We start from the raw sequence: 21967 nt of genomic DNA, 5'->3' as shown, positions 1-21967 counted from the left end.
GACTACGAACCACCGGGCAAAACCGGGGTTAACCGGGTTTTGCCGGCGGCTCTAGGCAAGCAACCGTCAACGCTCATCAAAACTGAGCACCACTTGCTGGGTTCGTGGCCGCGCCTGACAGGCGAGCACGAAGCCTTGTTCCACCTCGGCGGGTTCCAGGGCGAAATTCTTGTCCATGGACACCGCGCCGGACAGCACCTTGGCTCGGCAGGTGCAGCATACCCCACCTTGGCAAGAGTAAGGTAGGTCGACCCCGGCCGCGACCGCGGCCGCGAGTATGCGCTCGCCGGCACGCAGCGCCAGCTGCCGCTGCTGGCCGTCGATGATCACCGTGACGCTGGCCGCCGGGTTCTCCTCCTCCCGCGCCGGTGACGGCGCCGCGCCGCGCACGGGTTCGCCGAAGCGCTCGCAATGGATACGGGACGCGGCCAGGCCGGCGATCTCCAGACAGGCGCAGGCCTGATCTATCATATCGTTGGGCCCGCAGACGAAGGCTTCATCGACCAGGCCTCGCGGCAGCAGCGCCGCCAACGCCCGCTGCAGCCGCGTCCGGTCCAGCCGGCCATGAAACAGCTCGGGCTGTTGCGCCTCGCGACTCAGGAAATGATGCACCGCCAGCCGCGCCGGATAGCTGGACTTCAGCGCCGCCAGTTCCTCGGCGAACAGAATGTCCTGCCGCCGCCGATTGCCGTAAAACAAAGTAAAGCGGCTGTGCGATTCGCGCCGCAGCGTGGTCTTGATCAGGGACAACAAGGGCGTGATGCCGCTGCCGGCGGCGATGCCCAGATAATGCTTGCGCTGCGCCTCCGCCAGCGGCGTGAAAAAACGCCCCGTCGGCGGCATCGCCTCCACCCAGCGCCCCGGCAGCCAGCATTGGTGGACATGGCTGGAAAACACGCCGCCGTCCACTTTCTTCACCGCCACCCGCAAACCGTCCTCGTCGGCGTCGCCGCACAGCGAATAGGAGCGGCGCACCTCGGCGCCGTCGATATGCTCCCGAAACACCAGGTGTTGGCCCTGGGTAAAGTGGAATTGCGACTGCAGTTCGGCTGGCGGCTCCAGGGTCAGCACCACGGCGTCGGCGGTTTCCCTGCGCACATCGACAATGCGCAGGCGATGAAAAGCGAGTCTCATCCGGCCTCCTTGTTCAGATCGGTTTGAAATACTCGAACGGCTCCAGACACGCTTCGCAGCGGTACAGCGCCTTGCAGGCGGTGGCCCCGAACTGGCTCAGCCGCCGGCTGCGGCGGCTGCCGCACCGTGGACACGCCGGCGATGCCGGCTGAAAGCGCAGGGGCTGCCAGTCCTTGCCGCCGACCTCCGCCGCGCCGCCCGGTTCCGGCGGCGCGATGCCGTAGCGACGTAACTTGTCGCGGCCGGCGGCACTGATCCAATCCGTGGTCCAGGGCGGGCTAAGCTGCGTGCGCAAGACCACCCGCGTTTCTCCGGCCCGGCCCAGCGCCTGGCGCACCGAGGCTGCGATCGCCTCGGTGGCCGGGCAGCCGGAATAGGTCGGCGTCAGCGTCACCTCCAGATCGCCGTCCACCCTGCGCACCCGGCGCACGATGCCCAGTTCGCACAGCGACACCACCGGCACTTCCGGATCCGGCACCCGCTCCAGCGCCCGCCAGGCCTGCGCCACCGTCAGCTCGCGCCTGGCCATCACCAGTTTCCGCCTGGATAGGCGCGCTGCAGAAACTGCATTTCCGCCAGCACATGCCCGAGGAATTCGCTATGCTCGCCGCGCTTGCCGCCGGAGCGGTACGCGCTGGCCTCGGGCCGCTGCAGCGTGGCTTGCGCCAGCACCGGCAGGATCAGCGCCTCCCACGCCGCCCGCAGCTGCCGCGCTGGCGGCGCGATGCCGTCAAGACGCCGCTCCAGCGCGTCGTCGTCGAACATCTCGGCCAGATATGGCCACCAATGCGCCAGCGCCTGCTGCATGCGCCGACGCGATTCATCGGTGCCGTCCCCCAGCCGCACCACCCATTCCGCCGCGTAACGCAGGTGGTAGCGGCTTTCCGCCAGCGCCTTGTCGGCGATCGCCGCCAGCCGCGCTTCGCCGCCGCTGCGCAGCGCCTGCCACAGCGCCACTTGATAGCCGCTGAACAAGGCGATGCGCAGCACGGTCTGGCCGAAGTCGCCGTTAGGCAGCTCCACCAGGGTCAGGTTGCGGTATTCGGGCGCATCGCGCAGAAAAGCCAGCGCGTCCTCGTCGCGGCCGCGCCCCTCCCATTCGCCGGCCAGGCCCAGCAACAGCCGCGCCTGGCCTATCAGGTCCAGCGCGATATTGCTCAGCGCGATATCGTCCTCCAGTTCCGGCGCGTGGCCGCACCATTCACCCAGACGTTGGCCCAGCAGCAATGCGCTGTCGCCCAGCCGCAATGCGTACTCGATCAAATCCTGGCTCACCTCCGCCGTTGCCGGCGTCTCCGCTTGCACGCGCATGCGCGTTCTCCTCACATATGGTTCACGGCTTCCGGCAGTTGGAAGAAAGTCGGCAAGCGATAAGGCTTGCTGGCCATCGGCTCGATAAACAGCCGGCGCTGCTCCGGCTCGCTGCAGCTCAACGCCGCGCTGGGCAGCGCCCAGACCGCGCCGGGCGGGAAGGCGCCGAAAGCGCTCTCGGCCTGCACCAAGGCCTGCGGCGCCGACTCGGCCAGCAGGCTGGCGACGTGCAGGTGGTCCAGTCCCGGCTTGAATTGGATGAACAGCTCGAACTGCTGCGGTTCCGCCGCTTCCCGGACCACGACCGCCGGCATGCCGTTTTCCTGCAAGCTGCTGCTGAGCGCCACCCACAGGCTCACGCCTTCCTGGCGGCGGAAATAGACATCGCGGGCCAGCAGCAGCGCATGCCGCGCATCGCTGGCGTGCAAGCTGCTGGAATGCTTGTATTGCAAGGCGTGCCGGCCGAGGACGAAGACCTCGAAACGCGGCCAGCCGGCGCTGGAACGATCAGACATGCGAGCTCCTGGTCAGGCGGCGGCGCGCGCCGCCTGCTTATCGGCGTGGGCGCGAGCGGCGGCGCGCACCCAGCCGCCCTCTTCATGCGCGCGCTGACGCGCGGCCATGCGTTCGCGGTTGCAGGGACCGTCGCCGGCCAGCACTCGCTTGAACTCCTCCCAGTCCGGCTCGCCGAAATCGTAATGCCCGCGCTCCGCGTTCCAGGCCAGCGCCGGGTCCGGCAGGCTGACGCCCAACACTTCGGCCTGCTGCACAATGGCGTCGACGAACTTCTGCCGCAGATCGTCATTGGAAATGCGCTTGATGCCCCATTGCATGCTACTGGCGCTATGCACCGAATCCCGGTCCGGCGGGCCGAACATCATCAGCACCGGCCACCACCAGCGATTCACCGAACGCTGCACCATGGCGCGCTGCGCCTGGCTGCCGTCCATCATCGCCAGCAGCAGGTCGTAACCCTGGCGCTGGTGAAAGCTTTCTTCCTTGCAGATGCGCACCATCGCGCGGGCATACGGACCATAGGAGCAGCGGCACAGCGGGATCTGGTTCATGATCGCGGCGCCGTCCACCAGCCAGCCTATGGTGCCGATATCGGCCCAGCACAGCGTCGGATAGTTGAAGATGCTGGAATACTTGGCCTGGCCGGACAGCAACGCCGCCACCATCTCGTCGCGCGAAGCGCCCAGCGTTTCCGCCGCCGCGTACAGATAAAGACCGTGGCCGCCCTCGTCCTGCACCTTGGCCAGCAGGATGGCCTTGCGCTTGAGCGTGGGCGCGCGCGTGATCCAGTTGCCCTCCGGCAGCATGCCGACGATTTCGGAATGCGCGTGCTGCGAAATCTGCCGCAGCAAGGTCTTGCGGTAAGCCTCCGGCATCCAGTCGCGCGCTTCGATCTTTTCATCCGCGTCCAGCTTGGCGTCGAACGCCTGCTGCCGCGGCGATGGCGCCGCTGTCGGCGCGCTGATGTCCGGCTGATCCAATGCTTGGGTATACATCGCCCATCCTCCTTGATGAACGCCGCCAGGCCTCGCCGCCCGGCATGCGGTGACAACTCCCAATTAATTTACCGACCGTTCGATAAAATAACAAGCGAAAATGCGAACCATGCGGCGAAGTTGTCAGCGCGGGCGCTTGTCCACCACCCGCCGCGCCTTGCCCACCGAACGCTCTATCGCCATCGGCTCCACCACCTGCACTGTGGTCGTCACGCCGACATGGCTCTTGATCCCGTGCTGCAACTGTCGCGCCGCCAGCTGTTTGGCATCGTCTCGCGCCGGCCCGCTGGGTTCGCGCTCGACATAGACCACCAGCTGATCCAGATGGCCATCCTTGCTCACCTCCAGATAGAAGTGCGGCGCCAAGCCTGGCTGCTGCAGGATCAACTCTTCGATCTGCGTGGGAAACACATTGACGCCACGGATGATCAACATATCGTCGGAACGGCCGACGATCTTGCCGATGCGCCGCATCGAGCGGCTGCTGGGCGGCAGCAGCCGGGTCAGGTCGCGAGTGCGGTAGCGGATCACCGGCATCGCTTCCTTGGTCAGCGAGGTCAGCACCAATTCGCCCTCCTCGCCATCCGGCAGCACTTCGCCGCTGTGCGGATCGATGATTTCCGGGTAGAAGAAATCCTCCCAGATCACCGGGCCGTCCTTGCTTTCCACGCACTCGCTGGCCACGCCCGGCCCCATCACCTCGGACAGGCCGTAGATGTCCACCGCGTCGATGCCGGCGCGGCGCTCGATCTCCTGCCGCATCAGTCCGGTCCACGGCTCGGCGCCGAAGATGCCGACCTGCAGCGAGGAAAGCGCGGCGTCCATGCCCCGCCGTTCCATTTCATCGAGAATGTTCAGCATATAGGACGGCGTGACCATGATGATGTCAGGGCGGAAATCCTGGATCAGCTGCACCTGGCGCTCGGTCTGGCCGCCGGACATCGGCACCACGGTGCAGCCCAGGCGTTCGGCGCCGTAATGCGCGCCCAGGCCGCCGGTGAACAGCCCATAGCCGTAAGCGATGTGCACCATGCTGCCGCGACGGCCGCCGGCGGCGCGGATGGAACGCGCCACCACCGTGGCCCAGGCATCGATATCGCCGCGGGTATAGCCCACCACCGTGGGCTGGCCGGTGGTGCCGCTGCTGGCGTGAATGCGCGCCACCTGCTCGCGCGGCACCGCGAACAGACCGAACGGGTAGTTGTCGCGCAAATCCGCCTTGCTGGTGAAGGGAAAACGGGACAAATCCTCAAGCCGCCGCAACTGCTCGGGATGGACCCCGCGCTGTTCGCACTTGGCGCGGAAGTGGCCGACATTGTCGTAGGTATGCTGCAAAGACCAGCGCAAGCGCCGCAGTTGTAAGGCGGACAACTCATCGCGGCTGGCGGTTTCCATCGCGTCCAGTTCGCTGGACGACGGGCGGGGGGCGGGCATGGTGCTTCTCCTGTGTGATAGGGGGCTGGCTCTGCGGCCATTTCCTGTTTAGAGCGGCTGACAACGCTCCTGATACGGCGTTGCGCCGACCTGCCTTGGCCGCAAAACCGGCTCTTGCTAGCCACTCTTGCCGGCTGATCCAATAAAACCTCCTCTTGCTTAATCATCCGAGACGGCGCACGCGCCAATCCGGTGTGAGCGGCCACGCAGCAAGGCCAGGGTTTCGTCGCGCTGATTGCTCAGCCTCACCTCGTAAAGGCCTTGCCGCCCGCCTTGGTGCAGGCATTCGGCCGCCGCGGTCACGCAGTCGCCGCCGCGGGCCGGCCGCAGATAATCCATGCTGATGGCGGCGCCGACGGCCTGCGGCCCCCAGGAATTGCAGGCGATGGCGAAGGCGGTGTCCGCCAGCGCGCACAGCAGCCCGCCGTGACACAGCAGAAAGCCGTTCAGCATATCGTCGCGCACCCGCATGCGCAGCCGCGCGCGGCCCGGTCCCACGTCCAACAGCTCCATGCCCAGACTGGCCGATGCGCGGTCGCGGCTCAGCAGCGCCAACGCGCTTTGCTCGGCCTGGCGGCAGGCAAGCTCGTGCTCAGTCATGGAAACGTCCTCCGGACAAGGCCAGTCGCCGCAGCAGCGGCGACACCCGGTAGCGCTCATCGCCGTAATGCGCGTACAAGGCATCCAGCGTCTGCGCGACGAAATCGTTGCCGAGGCGGTCCGCCCAGGCCAGCGGCCCGCAGGGATAAGCGGTACCCAAACGCATGGCCAGGTCCACGCTGTCCGCCATGGCCACGCCCTGCCCCACCGCGTCGGCCGCCTCGTTCGCCAGCATCGCCACGGTGCGCAGCACCGCCATGCCGGCGGCGTCATCCATCCGCGACACCAGCAGGCCGGCCGCCTGTAACACGCCCTCCGCCCGCGCTGCCACTTCCGGCGCGGCCTGGTCCGCCACCGCCAGAGCCAACCGCCGCACGCTGGCGTAATCCAAAGCCAGATCAAACACCGCCCAGCCGGCGTGGCCGCTGTCGGCCGCGCGGCGGGTCGCGCTGCGGCCATCCGACAGCGCCAGCCGCAAACTCTCCCATTCCAGCCAGCCTTGCGCCGGCCCCGGATCGCGCTCCACGCGCACGCCGCCGGCCTGCAGCCGCGCCAGCAGCGGTTCGGCCACGCCCAGCCCGCCGCGCACGCGCACGGCGGCGGGCGGGTCTTGCGGCGGTACGGCCTCCGGTGTTGGCTTAGCCTGGCTGTAATCGTAGAAACCATGGCCGCTCTTGCGGCCCAGCCTGCCTGCCGCCAGCAGTTCCTGCTGCAACGGCGATGGCCGGAAGCGCGAGTCTTGCTGCATCGCCTGATATACCGACTGCGTGACCGCGAAATTCACGTCGTGGCCGATCAGGTCCATCAGCTCCAGCGGCCCCAGCGCGAAGCCGCCGGCCTCGCGCAGCAAGGCGTCCAGCGTGGCCGGCGCGCAAGCGCGCTCCTGCAGCAGCCGCAATGCTTCGGCGTAGAACGGCCTTGCCACCCGGTTGACGATGAAGCCGGGCGTGGACGCGGTCGCCACCGGCGTCTTGCCCCAGTCTCGCATCAGCGCGCACAGGCTGTCCGCCAATAACGGCGCGGTCGACAACCCGCTCACCACTTCCACCAGCTTCATCCGCGTGGCCGGATTGAAGAAATGCAGGCCCAGCATCCGCTGCGGATGGCGCAAGCCAGCCGCCAGCGCGGTGATCGACAGGGACGAGGTATTGGAAGCCAGCACCGCCTCGGCCGGCAGCACCTCCTCCAGCCGCCGCAACAGCTCCTGCTTTGCGTCCAGCCGCTCGACAATGGCCTCGATCGCTAAGGCCGCGTCGGCCAGTTCGGACAACTGCGCCACCGGCCGCAGCCGGCGGCGCGCGGCGTCCAGCCGTTCCGGCGTCCACTTGCCGGCCCGCACCAGGCCGGCCCAGTCGGCGGCGATCGCATCCGGCGCGGCGGCGGCCGCCGCCGCGTCCTGATCGTAGAGATACACTTGATGCCCTGCCGCCGCCGCCACCGCGGCGATGCCGCGCCCCATCGCGCCGGCGCCCATCACCGCCACGCGACTGTCTCGTGTCAGCCTCATGTCATTGCCCCTGAAATTGCGGCTGGCGCTTGGCGAGGAAGGCGGCGACGCCTTCGCGGTAATCGGCGCTGCAGCCCAGTTCACGCTGCAAGTCGCGCTCCAGCAGCAGTTGCTGTTCCAGGCTGTTGCGCTCCGCCGCCTGCAAGGCCTGCTTGATGCGCGCATAGGCCAGCGTCGGCCCGGCGGCCAGCTCCGCGGCCAGTCGCTGGACCTCGGCCGGGAACACCGCATCGTCGACGCAGCGCCAGATCAGCCCCCATTGCGCCGCCTGTTCGGCCGACAGGGGTTCGGCCAGCAGCGCCAGCCCCAAGGCGCGCGCTTGCCCCAACAAGCGCGGCAGCCAGTAGCTGCCACCGGAATCCGGTAACAGGCCTATTTTGCTGAAGGCCTGCACGAAGCGCGCCGAGCGCGCGGCGATCACCAGATCGCAAGCCAAGGCGAGGTTCGCGCCGGCGCCGGCCGCCACACCGTTGACCGCGGCGATCACCGGCTTGGGCATGTCGCGCAGCCGCCGCACCAGCGGCGCGTAATAACGCTCAATCGATTCACCCAGGTCCGCCGCCTGCTGGCCGGGCGTCACCGCCCGGTCGCTCAGGTCCTGGCCGGCACAGAACGCGCGGCCGGCGCCGGTCAACACCAGCACCCGGACCTCAGCATCGTCGCGCAGGCGGTCCAGTTCCGCCGCCAGCGCCCGATGCATGGCGGGATTGAAGCTGTTCAGACGCTCCGGCCGGTTCAACGTCAAGGTTGCTACGCCGACTTCCAGTTTCAATTCGATGCTTGTTTCCGCTGTCTGCATGCTTGCCCCTTTTTGGGATGCGGCCATGGTGATGCAGGCCAAACCGCTACTGTGGCAAACGCTATCATTGACCGACCGGAAAATCAATTATAAGCTGACCTGCATCAACGACAGCGCGACCAACACCGTCGCTGCCATGGTCCGGCCCGCCGCTGTGGCATGAAACAGGCCGGCTCCCCTCACCCTCCGCTCGAGGAGAACGCCCATGTCCCACCCTCTGTTCCTGCAACATCAAGCCATCCTGGATCAGGCCCTGCAGGCCTTGCGCGAGCGCCAGTACTGGTCGCCGCATCCGGAAATGCCCAGTCCCAAGAGCTATGGCGAAAGCGCGCCGGCCGATGGGCTGACCGCGTTTGAGGCTTTATTGCAACAAGATTTCCAGTTGGATGGCCTGCCGCCCAGCCAGGGCTGGGTGGGCAGCGAGCGCTCGCCCTATCGCGGCGCGCTGCGCATCCGCTACCCGCGTCACGACGCCGATGCCTTGCTGAACGCCTCCGCCGCGGCACTGCAATCGTGGCGCCAAGCCGGCCCGCATGCCTGGGTGGGTGTCTGCCTGGAAATCATCCAGCGCCTGAACCGGCGCAGCTTTGAAATCGCCCATGCGGTGATGCACACCACCGGTCAGGCCTTCATGATGGCGTTCCAGGCCGGAGGCCCTCATGCGCAGGACCGCGCGCTGGAAGCGGTGGCCTACGCTTGGCGCGAGATGGCAGCCATCCCCGGTCACTGCCGCTGGAGCAAACCTCAGGGCAAGCACGAGCCGCTGGTGTTGGAGAAAAACTGGAAGGTGATCCCGCGCGGCATAGGCTTGGTGATAGGCTGCAGCACCTTTCCCACCTGGAACGGCTATCCGGGGTTATTCGCCAGCCTGGCCACCGGCAACAGCGTCATCGTCAAGCCGCATCCCGGCGCGGTGCTGCCGCTGGCCTTGACGGTGAGCATTGCCCGCGAGGTGTTGGCCGAAGCCGGCTTCGACCCCAATACCGTGCTGCTGGCTGCGAATCAGCACGGCGAGCCGCTGGCCCGCCTGCTGGCGCAACGGCCGGAGGTAAAGCTGATCGACTTCACCGGCAGCAGCGCGCACGGCGAGTGGCTGGAGAGTCAGTGCCGACACGCTCAGGTCTACACCGAAAAAGCCGGCGTCAACTGCGTGGTGCTGGACTCCACCACCGACTTCCCCGGCCTGTGCCGCAACCTAGCGCTGTCGCTGGCGCTATACAGCGGCCAGATGTGCACCGCGCCTCAGAACATCTTCATCCCCGCCGACGGCATCCACACACCTGAAGGCCAGTTGTCCTACCAACAAACGGTGGAGGGCTTGTGCGCGGCGCTGGAGGCGCTGTGCGCCGAACCGGCCAAGGCGGTGGAACTGCTGGGCGCTATCCAGAATCCCGGCGTGCTGCAAAGGCTGGAGGCGGCACGCGCACTGGGCCTGCCGGCGCTGGACAGCCGGAGGCTGAGCCACCCCCACTATCCGGAAGCCGCGGTGCATACCCCGTTGCTGCGTCAGCTATCGATAGAAGACCGCGCGGTTTACGAGCAGGAACACTTCGGGCCGATCAGCTTCCTGATCCAGACACCGGACAGCGCCTCGGCGCTGCGTCAGGCGGAAGACGTCATGCGCCGCCACGGCGCCCTAAGCTTCTCGGTCTACAGCACGGACCAGCAGGTCCGGGAACTGGCCCGACAGGCAGCGGAAAACGCCTGCGTGTCGCTGGCGCTCAACTTCACCGGCGCGGTGATGGTCAACCAGTCCGCGGCCTTCAGCGACTTCCACGGCAGTGGCGGCAACCCGGCGGCTAACGCCAGCCTGTCCGACAGCGCTTTCGTCGCCAACCGCTTCCGCGTGGCGCAAACCCGCAGTTTTGCCTGACCCCCGGCCCCGGCTATGGCCGGGGCGTCGCCCGCCATCGTGAAGCGCGTATTTACCATCTGCCGCGCAACGGCGGCGCGGCGTTGAAACCGGCTTCGAAAGGTTCATGCGCCACCGGACCATTCCGTTTTCTCAGCCGCTTTTGCCTTGTCTCGTCTTAGTTCGCAAGATCGTAAACGCACTCTTACGGAGCCGTGTCATGACGCCACAACAACAGCAAGCGATTCTGAACCACCCTGCCTTTCAACAACTGGCCCGCCACAAAGCCCGCCTGGGCTGGAGCCTGACAGCCATCATGCTGCTGCTCTATTACGGCTTCATCCTGGTGTTGGCCTTCTCGCCGCAGTGGCTGGCCCGACCCGTAGGCGCCGGCGTCACTACCTTGGGCATGCCGGTTGGCATCGCCATCATCCTGGCCGCGTTCGCGCTGACCGGGATCTACGTGCGCCAAGCCAACAGACGGCTGGATCCGCTGAACGATAAAGTCCTGCGGGAGTGCCAACCATGAGAATCCTCCTCGCCATTCCGGCGCTGACCTTGGGCGCCCCGGCCTGGGCACAGGCTGGCGCGCAGCGCCCCTTGAACTGGAACGCCATTCTGATGTTCCTGCTGTTCGTGACCCTCACCCTGTTCATCACCGGCTGGGCCGCGCGCCGTACCCGTTCCGCCTCCGACTTCTACACCGCCGGCGGAGGCGTCAGCCCGTTGCAGAATGGCCTGGCCATCGCCGGCGACATGATCTCCGCCGCGTCCTTCCTCGGCATCTCAGCAATGATGTTCAGCAAGGGCTACGACGGCCTGATCTATGCGCTGGGGGTGTTGGCTGGCTGGCCCATCATCATGTTCCTGATTGCGGAACGGCTACGCAATTTGGGCCGCTTCACCTTCGCGGACGTCGTGTCTTACCGGCTGAGTCAGACGCCGGTGCGCATCACCGCCGCCTGCGGCACGCTGACGGTGGCGCTGCTCTATCTGGTGGCACAGATGGTGGGCGCCGGCAAGCTGATCGAGCTGCTATTCGGCGCCAGCTATCTGAGCGCCGTCATCATCGTCGGCGCGCTGATGGTGTTGTACGTGATGTTCGGCGGCATGCTGGCCACCACTTGGGTGCAGATCATCAAGGCCGTGCTGCTGCTGTCGGCCACTAGTTTCATGGCCTTCATGGTCTGGCGCCGCTTCGACTACAGCAGCGAAGCGATGTTCGCCGCAGCTGCCGAGCTCCGCGGTCAGGCGATTCTGGCACCGGGCGGCCTGGTGTCCAATCCGGTGGACGCCGTCTCGCTAGGACTGGGCATGATGTTCGGCACCGCGGGCCTGCCGCATGTGCTGATGCGCTTCTTCACCGTGGCCGACGCCCGCGCCGCGCGCCAATCGGTGTTCTACGCCACCGGCTTCATCGGCTATTTCTATTTGCTGCTGATCCTAGTGGGCTTTGGTGCCATCCTCATCGTCGGCGGCGATGCCAGCTTTCGCGACGAAGGCGGCGGTATTGTCGGCGGCGCCAATATGGTGGCGGTGCATCTGGCCCAAGCGGTGGGCGGCAACCTGTTCCTCGGCCTGGTGTCGGCGGTGGCTTTTGCCACCATTCTCGCCGTGGTGGCCGGCCTGGCGTTGTCAGCCGCGTCGGCGGTGTCGCACGACTTGTACGCGGTGGCGCTGCGCCAGGGCAAGGTAAGCAATGCAGAGGAAATGCGGGTGTCGCGGCTGGCGACACTAGTGATAGGACTGCTGGCCATCTTGCTGGGGCTGTTGTTTGAAAAGCAGAACATCGCCTTCCTGTCCGGCCTGGTGCTGGCGATTGCCGCCTCTGTGAATTTTCCAGTGCTGTTTCTGGCGATGTTCTGGTCCCGGCTCACCACCCTCGGCGCTGTGGCCGGCAGCCTGGCCGGTCTGGTGACCGCCATCGCGCTGCTGGCGCTGGGACCGGCGGTATGGGTGGATATTCTCGGCCATCCACGGCCGGTCTTCCCCTACGCCAATCCGGCCTTGTTTTCAATGAGCGCGGCTTTCGCCTGCGCCTGGCTGTTTTCGGTCTGCGACCGTAGCGCTCGGGGAAGGCTGGAACGCAGCCGCTTCCCGGCGCAATACATCCGCGCGCTGACCGGCCTGGGGGCCGGCGATGGCCGGCGCTGAGCGGAGCCGGCACGATATCCGCGGCGCTAGGCGCAAGCATGCGCCGAGTCAGGCGGCGAAACGCTCATGACCTCCTCGCACTTGCGCCTGCTCGGCGGTTTTCGCCTTGCCCCGCTTGCCCGCGCAGCTTTGAGCCGATTCCGTGGCAACACTAATAACCATCCGGCAAGTCCCGGCACAGCCGGACGAAATAACCGTTATCGACCTCGATATAGCCGCCCTGCTTCAACTCCTTCAGGATATCCAGCACTCGTGAGCGCGACAGATTGGTGCGGCTGCAGATGAAGGACACCAGGGTATAGCTTTGCCGATACGCATCCGCCGCCGAGGACAGCCATTCGATGGCGAAGCGGACCTTGCCGTAGGCATTATTGGACGTCAGCATATGCCGCGCGCTGATCGCGCATTGATAAACCCAGGTCAGGTACTCGGCCCCTGCGCGCAGGAAATCGGCATCGGCGCGAAAACTCGCCAATTGCTGCTGGCTGCATTCGTAGTACAGCGAAGGCACCAAGGCCTTATGCCATACCGTGACCGGCATGGGGCTGGTCGCAAAGTAATTGTCCAGGCCGATGATTCTGCCGCCGGGAACATGCGACTCTATCATCGACTCGCCCAAACAGGTTTCCCAGGCGCCACGCTCCACCGCAATCAATTTCACATAATCCACATGGATGATTTTGTCTCCCGGCTTAGCCGTTTTGGCTTTCCCGTTTTTTTTTACTTGGGCCAATAGATACTGGGTAGCCTCTACTGGCGGCTTTCTCCAACAGCCAGGCAGCAAGGCCTTGCTGCCTGCAACTAGCAAGCTCATTTTCTTCACTCCCCCAAACCATGGCGCAAGCCCATGAATGCGTGTTATTTCAAGGCTCGCGCCCCTCAACCGTTCCCTCACTGGTCAAGGTCCGGATTTTCGTAATTTACTTCATAAATTAAATATAGACAGCAAAATACTGCTTGCCACCTCTGGGAGCCTGTTCAAAGTCTCGCGAGCAAGAGCGAGACAAGGCGAAAACGAGCGAAAAAGCCGAATGTACTCGTGGTACATGAGCATTTTGAGCTCGTACTCACCGTGCTACGCCTCACGAAGCGCAGCAGACTTTGAACAGGTTCTTAGTCGCTTCGCGGTGGACGGTCCCTGCTGCACGACAGAGACCCGCTTCCCGCGCCGCCAAACCCGTGCCCAAGACGCCTGCTCACGACCCCGCGATCAAGAACGAGACATGGAGCAGGCACTAAAGATACATACTCAATCCCACACAGCGCCTCACTCGGTGTATTTAGATCGCTTCCCGCTATTCACGCGTCTGCCGGCGCTCGCCAAAATAATAGGCCGATGCCGCCCCGGATTCGTTGAATAAATAGCCCAACACCACCCCAGCCAAGGTGCTATCCAATTTCAACTCCCCAAACAACAGCAAACCACCTATCGCCATGGACCCACCGATCAAGATATAAGCCAGATTACGCGGCGTTTTATCTCGTATTGAAATCTCACGCTTACGGGCGGCCTCTCTGTCGCTCAGCAAGCTGCCGATTAATTGTTGGTGATTTTCAAAGCCCAGCTGTTTCAATTTCAATGCAAACTCCTGATCGGCACGCCGCATTGATTGAATCTGCTCGGCATTCAAATTGGCGCAGGCCTTGTTCAGGGCTTTATCGGTTTTTTCCGTCAAACCCAAGGCATCGCTCGCGGCGTCCATTGCCAATTGTCGCAAGGGACCGCTTAATGCGGTAGCGATCCACGGAGCTACGGTGCTTAATAATTCAAGCATGCATCCTCCCGCGCGTAACGCATATTCTGCACCAGTCGCGCTATCCAACCGCGGCCAAAATGCACAAAACCGGGCAGCGCAATATAGCGCTCCATTCGCGCCACATTCATCATGATCATCAGCTCAAACGCCGGCTCAGCCAATACCGCCGCGCGGGTTAGCGGCCCCCATAATCCATCCACGGCTACGCCCGCGCATTGTTGCAGCACACGCATCGCCGTCCCCGGACCATGATTGACACCAGCGTCGAACAATTGGAAAGCCAGACCTGGCGGCAGTTCGGCACAGGCCAGCGGCTGCCAGTAGTCCTGCCGGTAAATCCGCTTGGCCAATTCCAGCTCCAGATCCTGCATTGCACCACGATAACCATGGCGCCGCGCCACCGCAGCGCTAATTCCCCAGCGGGTTTCTCCCCCCGGATCTTGCGGATGATGGCTATACCCGCCCTCATGTTTCAATACCCTTTCCAGCGCCTGCTCAAAATACATATCCACGACTCCCTTCAAAAACCCGGCGACATAAATCATCAAAGAAATCTCAAAGCCCGCCAATAAAACCGGCATGGCAGCGCTATGCTCTGCGCGCGCCCCAAAGCTGACAAGCCAAAATCCAAAATTGGACTTTCCCTTGTCGGCAGCGACGCAAATCTAAACAATTGCCGCCATTCAAAGCGATGAGCAGGCCAGGGCATATGGATTCATATTTCCGTCAGTCCGATATTGATTTGAGAAACGGCAATCAATAACTCGGCAAACACCAATCCACGATAAATACCGCTCTGCCTTATTGAATGAGAATCGAAAAAAGACTGGTTTCACAGACAGCCCGGAATACACCGTGAGCAGGCATTCAATGCCTTGAACACCGTTAAGTCGGAGCAAGACCCCATCAGGAAAAGGCACGGCAATTGCCCGCTGCGCCCAAGCTCCGACCAAACCAGCATGGCCATCGCAGCAGCGCGGGTTTACTGAAGCAGACGCTCAAGCCCGTCGCACACGCGTTGACCGCAGCAGTGCGGCCGGTTCGCCGGCCGTGTTTTCCACCTTCAATCAGGAGTTATTCATGGCGATTACCGTTATCCGCGACCTGGCCTCCACCGATCAGGCCGACACCATCGGCGACTTGATCGACAGCGGCCTGCATTACCGCCACCCCGATTCCGCGCAAATCGCGTATCCGAGGATAGTGGAAGGGCAACAGGCCATCGGCACCTTGCCACTTAACCAAAACCTAAAGATCGCCATTGTCGGCATGGGCGCGGCCGGCATTGCCGCCTTGTACGAGCTGTCGAAGCTGGAAGGCAATCATTCCGTCACCGTGTTCGAGCCGGATGCCAAGCATGTGGTCCATCATCAGAATCCTCGCGATATCGACATCGAGGGCCTGCGCGCCGGCCGCGTCTTCGCCGCGCGGGCCAAGAGCGAGCAGGGCGAGGACCAGACCGTTTACGAAATCGGCGCGATGCGCTTCCCGGAAATTGCCGGCCTGACCTGGCAGTACGCGCAGGATGTGTTCGGCTCCGACGGCAAGGTCAAGGTCTTCCCCAATCCAGGCAAGGTGGCCACCGAATTCGTATTCGGTGATCAGGTCGAGCGTTACAAGGGCGAAACTTGGGCCAATCCAGACGCTCCGACCAGGCAGGTCAAGGATCTGGTGATTCGCTATCTGTTGGGCAATGGTGTCGAACCCTTATTGTGGATCGGTGAACGCGCGCCGCTGGACGTCATCCCGCTGCTGAAAGCGAAAGACACCAGCACTGAAACCTTGGCCGGGATCGATCAAGACTGGAAACAATTCGCCATCGACAATGACGGCATGACGCTGGGCGCGGCGGTGCGCGCCATCCTCGCCAGCCATATCGCCGAGCTGCCCGACTTGCCTGGCTTGAACACTGAGCGCGAGCGTATCAACTATTACTTCGAGTTGTTCGGCCGCTTCGGCTTTGGCACCGGCGGTTTCAAATCGCTGTTCTCTCAGTCCATCGTCGAAATGATGCGCTTGATCCTGTGGGACTACTCCAATGAGTACACCCTGCCGGTGACGGAGAATGTCCAGTTCCTCGCCGGCCTCTATCACAAGGCGAAGGACACGCTGGGCACGCGCTTGACCCTGAAGCAAGCGCGCGTCTGTGATGTGCTGAATCAGCTGCTGGACGATTATTCAGCAGTCATTGCCTATTACCCAGAAAACGAGACCAAGATAAGCACCGAGCAATTTGACTATGTGATCCTGGCGTTGCCGCATGAGCAATTGCTGCCGCTGATCAACCGCGCCGGCGTCGCTCCATCTTATAGTGTTCGCCGTGTCGGCGATCATGCGCTGGGCTTGGGCACCCAACTTCTGAGAAATGTATTGCCACCCTTGCTGTTGGACAACAAGGAAACAGCCTTCAACGCTCGCGCCATCAGCGCGGTCAGCATGCTGCGCATGACGCGCTCGGCCAAGGTATTCGGCACCTTCGATAATAAGTACGAAAGCGACCTGCCCACCTTTAATGATGAGCCGATCAAGGCCGTGATCTCCGATGGCGGCTTGGCCGCCAGCTACATCGTGCCCAGCCCTATCGCTGGCATGGAGGATAAATACTCCAGCTTCCTGGCGAGTTATACCTGGGATGACGACACCACTCGCCAGCAGCGCGACTTTGGCGAATGGCCGTTGAACCCGGCCGCGGGCGAAGCCGACGACGGCAAGCCAATGTTCCAGCGCTTGATCAGCCGCGCCGATCACAATGTCAAAGCCGCAGGGAGTAACAGCTATCAGCCCTGGTGGTTCTATGAGATCTTGCAGAAAGTGGAACCGGCCAACCGCCTGTCCTTCGACTGGAGCACGCACGGCAGCGCCGGCGGCTTCAAGATCGACATGCCCGGTGATCACCAGCACAGCAATTTCTGCTTCCGCTTCCACACCCATGCGCTGGACGAGACGCTGCCAACCCGCTTCTTCCTCGCCTCCGACAGCTACAGCCACTTGGGCGGCTGGCTGGAAGGCGCGTTCATGAGCGCGGTCAACGCGGTGTCCGGCGTGGTGGTGGCCGCCAATGGCCGCGGCGGCACAGGCGTAGAAGCCTTGAACGCAGAGGCGCAGAAGCTGTTCACCACCCTGGACCCGATCACGCAATCACGCGCGTAAGTCCAATAGAGCGCGGCCCGGCTTTCGGGTTCGCTCCCCGCGCCGTCGGCCTTGGCCGGCGGCGCTTCTCTTTACGCGCTCATGCCAGCAGCGCCGCCATTGTCATGTTTTGGAACGCCGCCATGCCGCGGGTCAGCGTCTTGTCGCGGTGTTGCACCTGATACAGCGTGCGCGTCAGCGTCGGCAAGCCGGCGCGCACTTCCGCCACCGCGCCGGACTGCAGCAGGTCGGCCACCACTCGCCGCGACAGGCAACTGACGCCCAGGCCTGCCGCCACCGCGTGCTTGATCGCTTCCGAGTGACCCAGCTCCATGCTGACATTGAGCATGGCCAGATGCGGCAGTAGCAGGCGGTCCACCTCCTCGCGCGTGCCGGAGCCGGCTTCGCGCAGAATCCACTCGGCTTGCGCCAAATCCTGGCGCGCCGCCTCGCTCCGCGCCAGCGGGTGATCCGCGGCGGCGAACACCACCAGCTCGTCCTGGCGCCAGGGTTGGGCGATCAGTTCCGGGTGATGGCAAGGCCCTTCGATGAAACCGAAGTCCACCCGCAGCGCCGCCACCGCGTCGACGATGTCGCGGGTATTGGCCACGTCCAGTTCCAGCCGCGCCAACGGCCAAGCGGCGCGGAAGGCCGCCAGCTGCTGCGGCAGCAGATAATTGGCTACCGTGCTGCTGGCGCCTATCTTCAAGGACATCGCGCCGGCGTTGAACAGGCTCTGCATATCCTGGGCCGCGTCCAGCATCGCCCGCGCCTTGGGCCACAGCAGCCGGCCATGCTCGTTCAGGCTCAGGCGTTTGCCGATGCGGTCGAACAGGCGCACATCGAGACCGGTTTCCAGCTTGTCCAGCGCCTGGCTGGCGGCGGACTGGGTCAGCGCCACCTGCTGGGCCGCCTGGGTCACGGTGCCATATTCTGCCACCGCGACGAAGACCTCCAGCTCGCGCAGGGTCAGCTTCAAGGACATGCCCTCTCCTTATATCGATTTTGCTACTGATATATATCCATTTTATCCGTTTCTCTACTGAAAACTAGACGGGTATCGTTAGCCTCATCCGCCATAGACCAAACAGGCATTTACTTATGACAAACCTTCGCCAAATCTTGCCGGGCCTGGCGTTGGCCATTGCGCTCGCCATCGCGGCCTTGTACGCCGCGGAACTGCCGGCGATGAAACACCTGGGTTTCTCCGCGCTGACCATCGCCATCATCGGCGGCATGCTGATCGGCAACAGCGTTTACCGTTTCGTTGCCCAGACCAGCCATCACGGCATCCAGTTCTCCAAACAGAAGCTGTTGCGCCTGGGCATCATCCTGTTCGGTTTCAAGCTGACCTTTCAGGACATCGCCGCCGTCGGCTTCGCCGGCGTGTTGATCGACACCCTGGTGCTGTGCTCCACCTTTCTGCTGGCCTTCCGCATCGGCCGCAAATACCTGGGCATGGATGAGCAGAGCGTGATCCTGATCGGCGCCGGCAGCTCCATCTGCGGCGCGGCCGCAATTCTCGCCACCGAGCCGGTGATCAAGGCGCATGCGGAAAAAGTGGCGGTGGCCGTCGCCACCGTGGTGGTGTTCGGCACCGTGGCGATGTTCCTGTGGCCGATGCTGTATCAGTGGACCAGCCATCTGGGCATTTCCGAGTTCAGCTACGGCGTGTTCGCCGGCTCCACCATCCATGAAGTGGCGCAGGCGGTTGCCGCCGGCAAATCGGTCAGCGAGGCGGCGATGACCACCGCGGTGATCACCAAGATGATACGGGTGATGATGTTGGCGCCCTTCCTGATCGCCCTGTCCAGCTGGCTGGCCGCCAAGCCGCACGGCAGCCGTCAGCAGAAGGGCCGCATCGCTATCCCCTGGTTCGCCGTCGCCTTCCTGGGCGTGGCCGCCTTCAACTCCTTCAATCTGCTGCCGGCCGCATGGGTCAACGCCATCGTCTCCCTGGACAATCTGCTGCTGGCCGCCGCGATGGGCGCGTTGGGCATCACCACCCATTTCTCCGCCATCCGTCAGGCCGGCGCCAAACCGATGTTGCTGGCGTCCATCCTGTTTGGCTGGCTGATCGTCGGCGGCGGCCTGATCAACTTCGGCGTCAGTCATTTGCTGCATTAAGCAAACCTCAACGCTTCCAGCCCTGTTCAACCCCGATTCGCCCGCACCAGCATCGCGAACCGGGGTTTTCCAGTTCAAGCAAGCCGTGCGCCCACTCCTGCACCCCACCGTTTACCTAAACTTCACTCAACTCCCGTGTTCTCGGCCCTCTCCCTGTCCAAAAGTACAAGCATGCAATAAATCCATGCCCCAATTTCTTTAAATCAATCAACTTTACTGCTTCCCAATCAAAAAAATCACAACAAAAACCCAATGCCTATCATTCAAAAACATAAAATTTCAGATCAATAATATTACCTAATAAAAACAAGAGACTAATGATAAAAATACCGTTGACTATAGAAGATCAACCTAGGACACTAACTCAAACTCAATAAAAACCATCAACGGGGATGCTCTCAATTAAGATACAAGGAGCATACCAGTGCACACCGCAATTCTTCCTCAGCTAAGATATGAAAACTTCTCGGTTCCCTACCTTGTGGATGAAACTTTAAGAGAAGGCATTGAACGAACCGCTTTCCCAATCTCCCTAGATTCTAAAATGAAAGTCCTGTACAGCCTGGCAGACGCAGGGATTAGGGAGTTCGTCATTGGTTGCGGCCCCGAAGAACCCTTGGTCTGGGACAGGGTGCACCAAGACAAACGGCAAGGCATGCTACCGCCGGACACTCAAGTCACTTTCATTGTTCTGATGAACTGCTGGAGTACAGCACATCATTACTTCAGCCTCAGAGCAAAAAACATTGAGGACATAGAGAACACCATTTTCAGCTTTGGGATGATCTCCTATCGAAAAGATGAGAATGAATTTGAAAAAGCACTTACGGCATTTAAAAGCATTGGAGCAAAAAGATTCAAAGCCAGCATTCTAAACAACTTCAGAGCGGGTGTATCCAACCATGCTTATGAAGCTATTTGCCGACAAATCGACTGGGCAATATCTTTAGGAGTGGCCATCATACGCATCAACGATTCACTTGGTTCATTACAGCCCCACATCACGCAATGGCTTTGCTCCAAATTAGTCAATGATTACCCTGAAACTATTTTCTGTCTTCACGCGCACAATGATAACGGACTGGCCGTGGCAAACGCCATGCAATCCATCCAATCTGGGTTTCAGATGATAGAAGGCTCATTGGCCGGCTTTGGAAACCGGTCAGGAATTGCACCAATAGAACAAGTAATCAAACTCTGCCTAAACAACAATATCAAACTAGGAAACCATGACATTGACTTAAAAAAGGTCGTTCATTCGGCACAGGTTTGTGAAGAAATATTCTTGCAATCACCCAACATATACCGATCTGTCAGTGGAATATTCGAAACCGACTCGAACTATGGAGTGCTAAACATCCCTGATTTCCTGGAAACCCAAGATGAAAAATCTTACTTCGTCAATCTTGTTGGACTACACCCCAGCACAATCAGGCAAGCTTTAAAAGAGCATTGTCCTTCGTTAAATTTAAACAACATTTCGAACCAAAAATGGCTGCACCTCATTGAATTGATTAAGGTAAAAATGCTAAAGGATGCTGCCGAAACAGAGGCCAAATACAAAAACTTGAGATTACAGCTGCATGATTACTACCGATCAAGCACCTATTCTCCTAAAAAAATAGCGACCTTCGCACATCAGCTACTGGTCGAAAACGAAATTTGAGCCATGGAAAAAATCATCACTGTCGTACTCCCCCTGTTTGCAATGATTCTATGCGGGTATGGGATAGTTCGAGCGGGCATCATTGGAAAGGAGACCGTCAGGGGTTTGGTCGGCGTCGTATTTTGGCTGTTCCTGCCCTGTTTTATCTTCATGAAGACACTCGGCGCAGACTATCAGGCCGGCATTAATTGGAATTTGCTCAATGCTTATTACCTGGCTTGCCTAATGGTATTTTTAATTGCCGCCGCTATTGGCCGTCTGTTTTGGGGAGGTGACCTGCGCATCGCCGGGCTGCGAGGCTTAACCGCCATTTCCGGCGTCGTCGGTTACATGGGCTTGCCATTGATGGTGATGACATTTGGAGACGCCGCCGTGCTGCCCGCGGTAATGATTACAACGGCAGACAACCTTGTCATTTTGGCGGGAGGCAGTTTGCTGATGGAGATGACCGGCCCACGGACCGATCATGCTCAACCAGGAAGCTGGCCACTATTGATCGCGATAGCCAAAGGCATCATCCGAAACCCTTTGATCCTAGCGGTGCTTCTCGCCGCTGTTTTCATCGTCGCCGGACTGAGCCTACCCAGCGCCCTGCACATCTTCGCCAGGCAAATGACCGATGCAACCGGACCGCTTGCGCTGGTCGCCCTGGGCGCCGCGCTGGCCATCCATCCAATCACGGGCCTGGCCCAAGCCGACTCTATTTTTCTGGCCGTCCTGAAAGTGGCCGTGCTGCCGGGCCTCGTATTTATATCCTGCCGGTACGGTTTTGGACTTGACCCTTTCAGCGTCAAGATCGCCGTTCTGATGGCCGCGCTTCCGGTGGCCGTCAATGTTTTCATTCTGGCGTCCCGCTACCAAAGTTATGAAACTCAGGTGTCCAGCGCCATGCTGTTATCGGCGGGCATGGGATTGCTCGTCATCTCGGGCCTGTTGCTGATTCTGGCTTGAGGCTAAAAAAACACCGCCCGGCGGATGCCCGGGCG

General features: G+C 62.1%; 21 protein-coding genes. 8 read left to right on the top strand and 13 right to left on the bottom strand.

Annotation, left to right across the window (positions count from 1 at the left end; genetic code table 11):
- Positions 1 to 66 precede the first annotated feature (66 nt).
- The 9 genes from paaE to paaG all read right to left on the bottom strand — a co-directional run bounded on the left by paaE (position 67) and on the right by paaG (position 8296).
- Entirely contained in the window at positions 67 to 1134 is a 1068-nt protein-coding gene (gene paaE, locus VI26_RS08865; protein WP_048409378.1) for a 1,2-phenylacetyl-CoA epoxidase subunit PaaE, read from the bottom strand.
- 13 nt (positions 1135 to 1147) lie between these two features.
- Complete coding sequence (gene paaD, locus VI26_RS08860; protein ID WP_048409377.1) at positions 1148 to 1663, bottom strand: 1,2-phenylacetyl-CoA epoxidase subunit PaaD; 516 nt, start codon at positions 1661 to 1663, stop codon at positions 1148 to 1150.
- Positions 1663 to 2445, bottom strand: coding sequence for a 1,2-phenylacetyl-CoA epoxidase subunit PaaC (paaC, locus tag VI26_RS08855; protein ID WP_048409376.1), 783 nt, complete (start codon positions 2443 to 2445; stop codon positions 1663 to 1665). Before paaC ends, paaD begins: the two co-directional genes overlap by 1 nt.
- An 11-nt stretch (positions 2446 to 2456) precedes the next feature.
- Complete coding sequence (locus VI26_RS23220; protein ID WP_053074333.1) at positions 2457 to 2960, bottom strand: hypothetical protein; 504 nt, start codon at positions 2958 to 2960, stop codon at positions 2457 to 2459.
- Positions 2961 to 2972: 12 nt separating this feature from the next.
- A complete protein-coding gene (gene paaA, locus VI26_RS08840) occupies positions 2973 to 3956 on the bottom strand; it encodes a 1,2-phenylacetyl-CoA epoxidase subunit PaaA (protein ID WP_048409375.1) in 984 nt (327 codons plus the stop codon).
- A gap of 123 nt (positions 3957 to 4079) precedes the next feature.
- Positions 4080 to 5390 carry a phenylacetate--CoA ligase PaaK gene (paaK, locus tag VI26_RS08835; RefSeq protein ID WP_048409374.1) on the bottom strand — a complete coding sequence of 437 codons (1311 nt, stop codon included), beginning with the start codon at positions 5388 to 5390 and terminating at the stop codon, positions 4080 to 4082.
- A 159-nt stretch (positions 5391 to 5549) separates the two neighbouring features.
- The gene (gene paaI / locus VI26_RS08830; protein ID WP_048409373.1) at positions 5550 to 5990 is read right to left on the bottom strand and encodes a hydroxyphenylacetyl-CoA thioesterase PaaI; all 441 of its coding nucleotides are present in this window, start codon (positions 5988 to 5990) and stop codon (positions 5550 to 5552) included.
- Positions 5983 to 7497 (bottom strand): 3-hydroxyacyl-CoA dehydrogenase PaaH, encoded by a 1515-nt coding sequence (paaH, locus tag VI26_RS08825; RefSeq protein WP_048409372.1) that lies wholly within the window; start codon positions 7495 to 7497, stop codon positions 5983 to 5985. Before paaH ends, paaI begins: the two co-directional genes overlap by 8 nt.
- A gap of 1 nt (position 7498) precedes the next feature.
- Positions 7499 to 8296, bottom strand: a complete 798-nt coding sequence (paaG, locus tag VI26_RS08820; protein WP_048409655.1) for a 2-(1,2-epoxy-1,2-dihydrophenyl)acetyl-CoA isomerase PaaG — start codon at positions 8294 to 8296, stop codon at positions 7499 to 7501.
- A 25-nt stretch (positions 8297 to 8321) separates the two neighbouring features.
- Between paaG and VI26_RS24475 the strand changes: the two genes are divergently transcribed.
- From VI26_RS24475 to VI26_RS08805, 4 genes are all read left to right on the top strand, one after another.
- Complete coding sequence (locus VI26_RS24475) at positions 8322 to 8459, top strand: hypothetical protein (RefSeq protein WP_156183816.1); 138 nt, start codon at positions 8322 to 8324, stop codon at positions 8457 to 8459.
- Positions 8460 to 8501: 42 nt separating this feature from the next.
- Entirely contained in the window at positions 8502 to 10169 is a 1668-nt protein-coding gene (paaN, locus tag VI26_RS08815) for a phenylacetic acid degradation protein PaaN (RefSeq protein ID WP_048409371.1), read from the top strand.
- Between the two features lie 199 nt (positions 10170 to 10368).
- Positions 10369 to 10677: a DUF485 domain-containing protein gene (locus VI26_RS08810; protein WP_048409370.1), complete on the top strand. Its 309-nt coding sequence runs from the start codon at positions 10369 to 10371 to the stop codon at positions 10675 to 10677.
- On the top strand, positions 10674 to 12302 hold the full coding sequence (locus VI26_RS08805; RefSeq protein WP_082150968.1) for a cation/acetate symporter: 1629 nt from the start codon (positions 10674 to 10676) through the stop codon (positions 12300 to 12302). The genes VI26_RS08810 and VI26_RS08805 overlap by 4 nt, the downstream gene beginning before the upstream one ends.
- 151 nt (positions 12303 to 12453) lie before the next feature.
- Here VI26_RS08805 and VI26_RS23215 read toward each other — a convergent pair whose 3' ends face one another.
- The 3 genes from VI26_RS23215 to VI26_RS08790 form a co-directional block, all read right to left on the bottom strand.
- A complete protein-coding gene (locus VI26_RS23215) occupies positions 12454 to 12963 on the bottom strand; it encodes a helix-turn-helix domain-containing protein (protein WP_197081428.1) in 510 nt (169 codons plus the stop codon).
- Positions 12964 to 13597: 634 nt separating this feature from the next.
- Positions 13598 to 14077, bottom strand: a complete 480-nt coding sequence (locus tag VI26_RS08795; RefSeq protein ID WP_048409369.1) for a hypothetical protein — start codon at positions 14075 to 14077, stop codon at positions 13598 to 13600.
- Positions 14062 to 14640, bottom strand: a complete 579-nt coding sequence (locus tag VI26_RS08790; protein ID WP_197081427.1) for a glycoside hydrolase family 108 protein — start codon at positions 14638 to 14640, stop codon at positions 14062 to 14064. The genes VI26_RS08795 and VI26_RS08790 overlap by 16 nt, the downstream gene beginning before the upstream one ends.
- Before the next feature lie 499 nt (positions 14641 to 15139).
- On the opposite strand from VI26_RS08790, the gene VI26_RS08785 reads away from it, so the two are divergent.
- Positions 15140 to 17209: a hypothetical protein gene (locus tag VI26_RS08785; RefSeq protein WP_048409368.1), complete on the top strand. Its 2070-nt coding sequence runs from the start codon at positions 15140 to 15142 to the stop codon at positions 17207 to 17209.
- Between the two features lie 79 nt (positions 17210 to 17288).
- Here the strand turns inward: VI26_RS08785 and VI26_RS08780 are convergent, their stop codons facing one another.
- On the bottom strand, positions 17289 to 18173 hold the full coding sequence (locus VI26_RS08780) for a LysR family transcriptional regulator (RefSeq protein WP_082150966.1): 885 nt from the start codon (positions 18171 to 18173) through the stop codon (positions 17289 to 17291).
- A gap of 116 nt (positions 18174 to 18289) precedes the next feature.
- On the opposite strand from VI26_RS08780, the gene VI26_RS08775 reads away from it, so the two are divergent.
- The 3 genes from VI26_RS08775 to VI26_RS08770 all read left to right on the top strand — a co-directional run bounded on the left by VI26_RS08775 (position 18290) and on the right by VI26_RS08770 (position 21932).
- Positions 18290 to 19315, top strand: coding sequence for a YeiH family putative sulfate export transporter (locus VI26_RS08775; protein ID WP_048409367.1), 1026 nt, complete (start codon positions 18290 to 18292; stop codon positions 19313 to 19315).
- A 424-nt stretch (positions 19316 to 19739) separates the two neighbouring features.
- On the top strand, positions 19740 to 20981 hold the full coding sequence (locus VI26_RS23800) for a pyruvate carboxyltransferase (protein WP_082150965.1): 1242 nt from the start codon (positions 19740 to 19742) through the stop codon (positions 20979 to 20981).
- Between the two features lie 3 nt (positions 20982 to 20984).
- Positions 20985 to 21932 (top strand): AEC family transporter, encoded by a 948-nt coding sequence (locus tag VI26_RS08770; RefSeq protein WP_048409366.1) that lies wholly within the window; start codon positions 20985 to 20987, stop codon positions 21930 to 21932.
- The last annotated feature ends 35 nt before the right edge of the window (positions 21933 to 21967 follow it).

The sequence above is a fragment of the Chromobacterium sp. LK1 genome, from assembly GCF_001043555.1.
Classification (GTDB): Bacteria; Pseudomonadota; Gammaproteobacteria; order Burkholderiales; family Chromobacteriaceae; genus Chromobacterium; species Chromobacterium aquaticum.
Note: the sequence above shows the minus strand (reverse complement) of the source record. Positions and strands in the feature narration are given on the sequence as shown.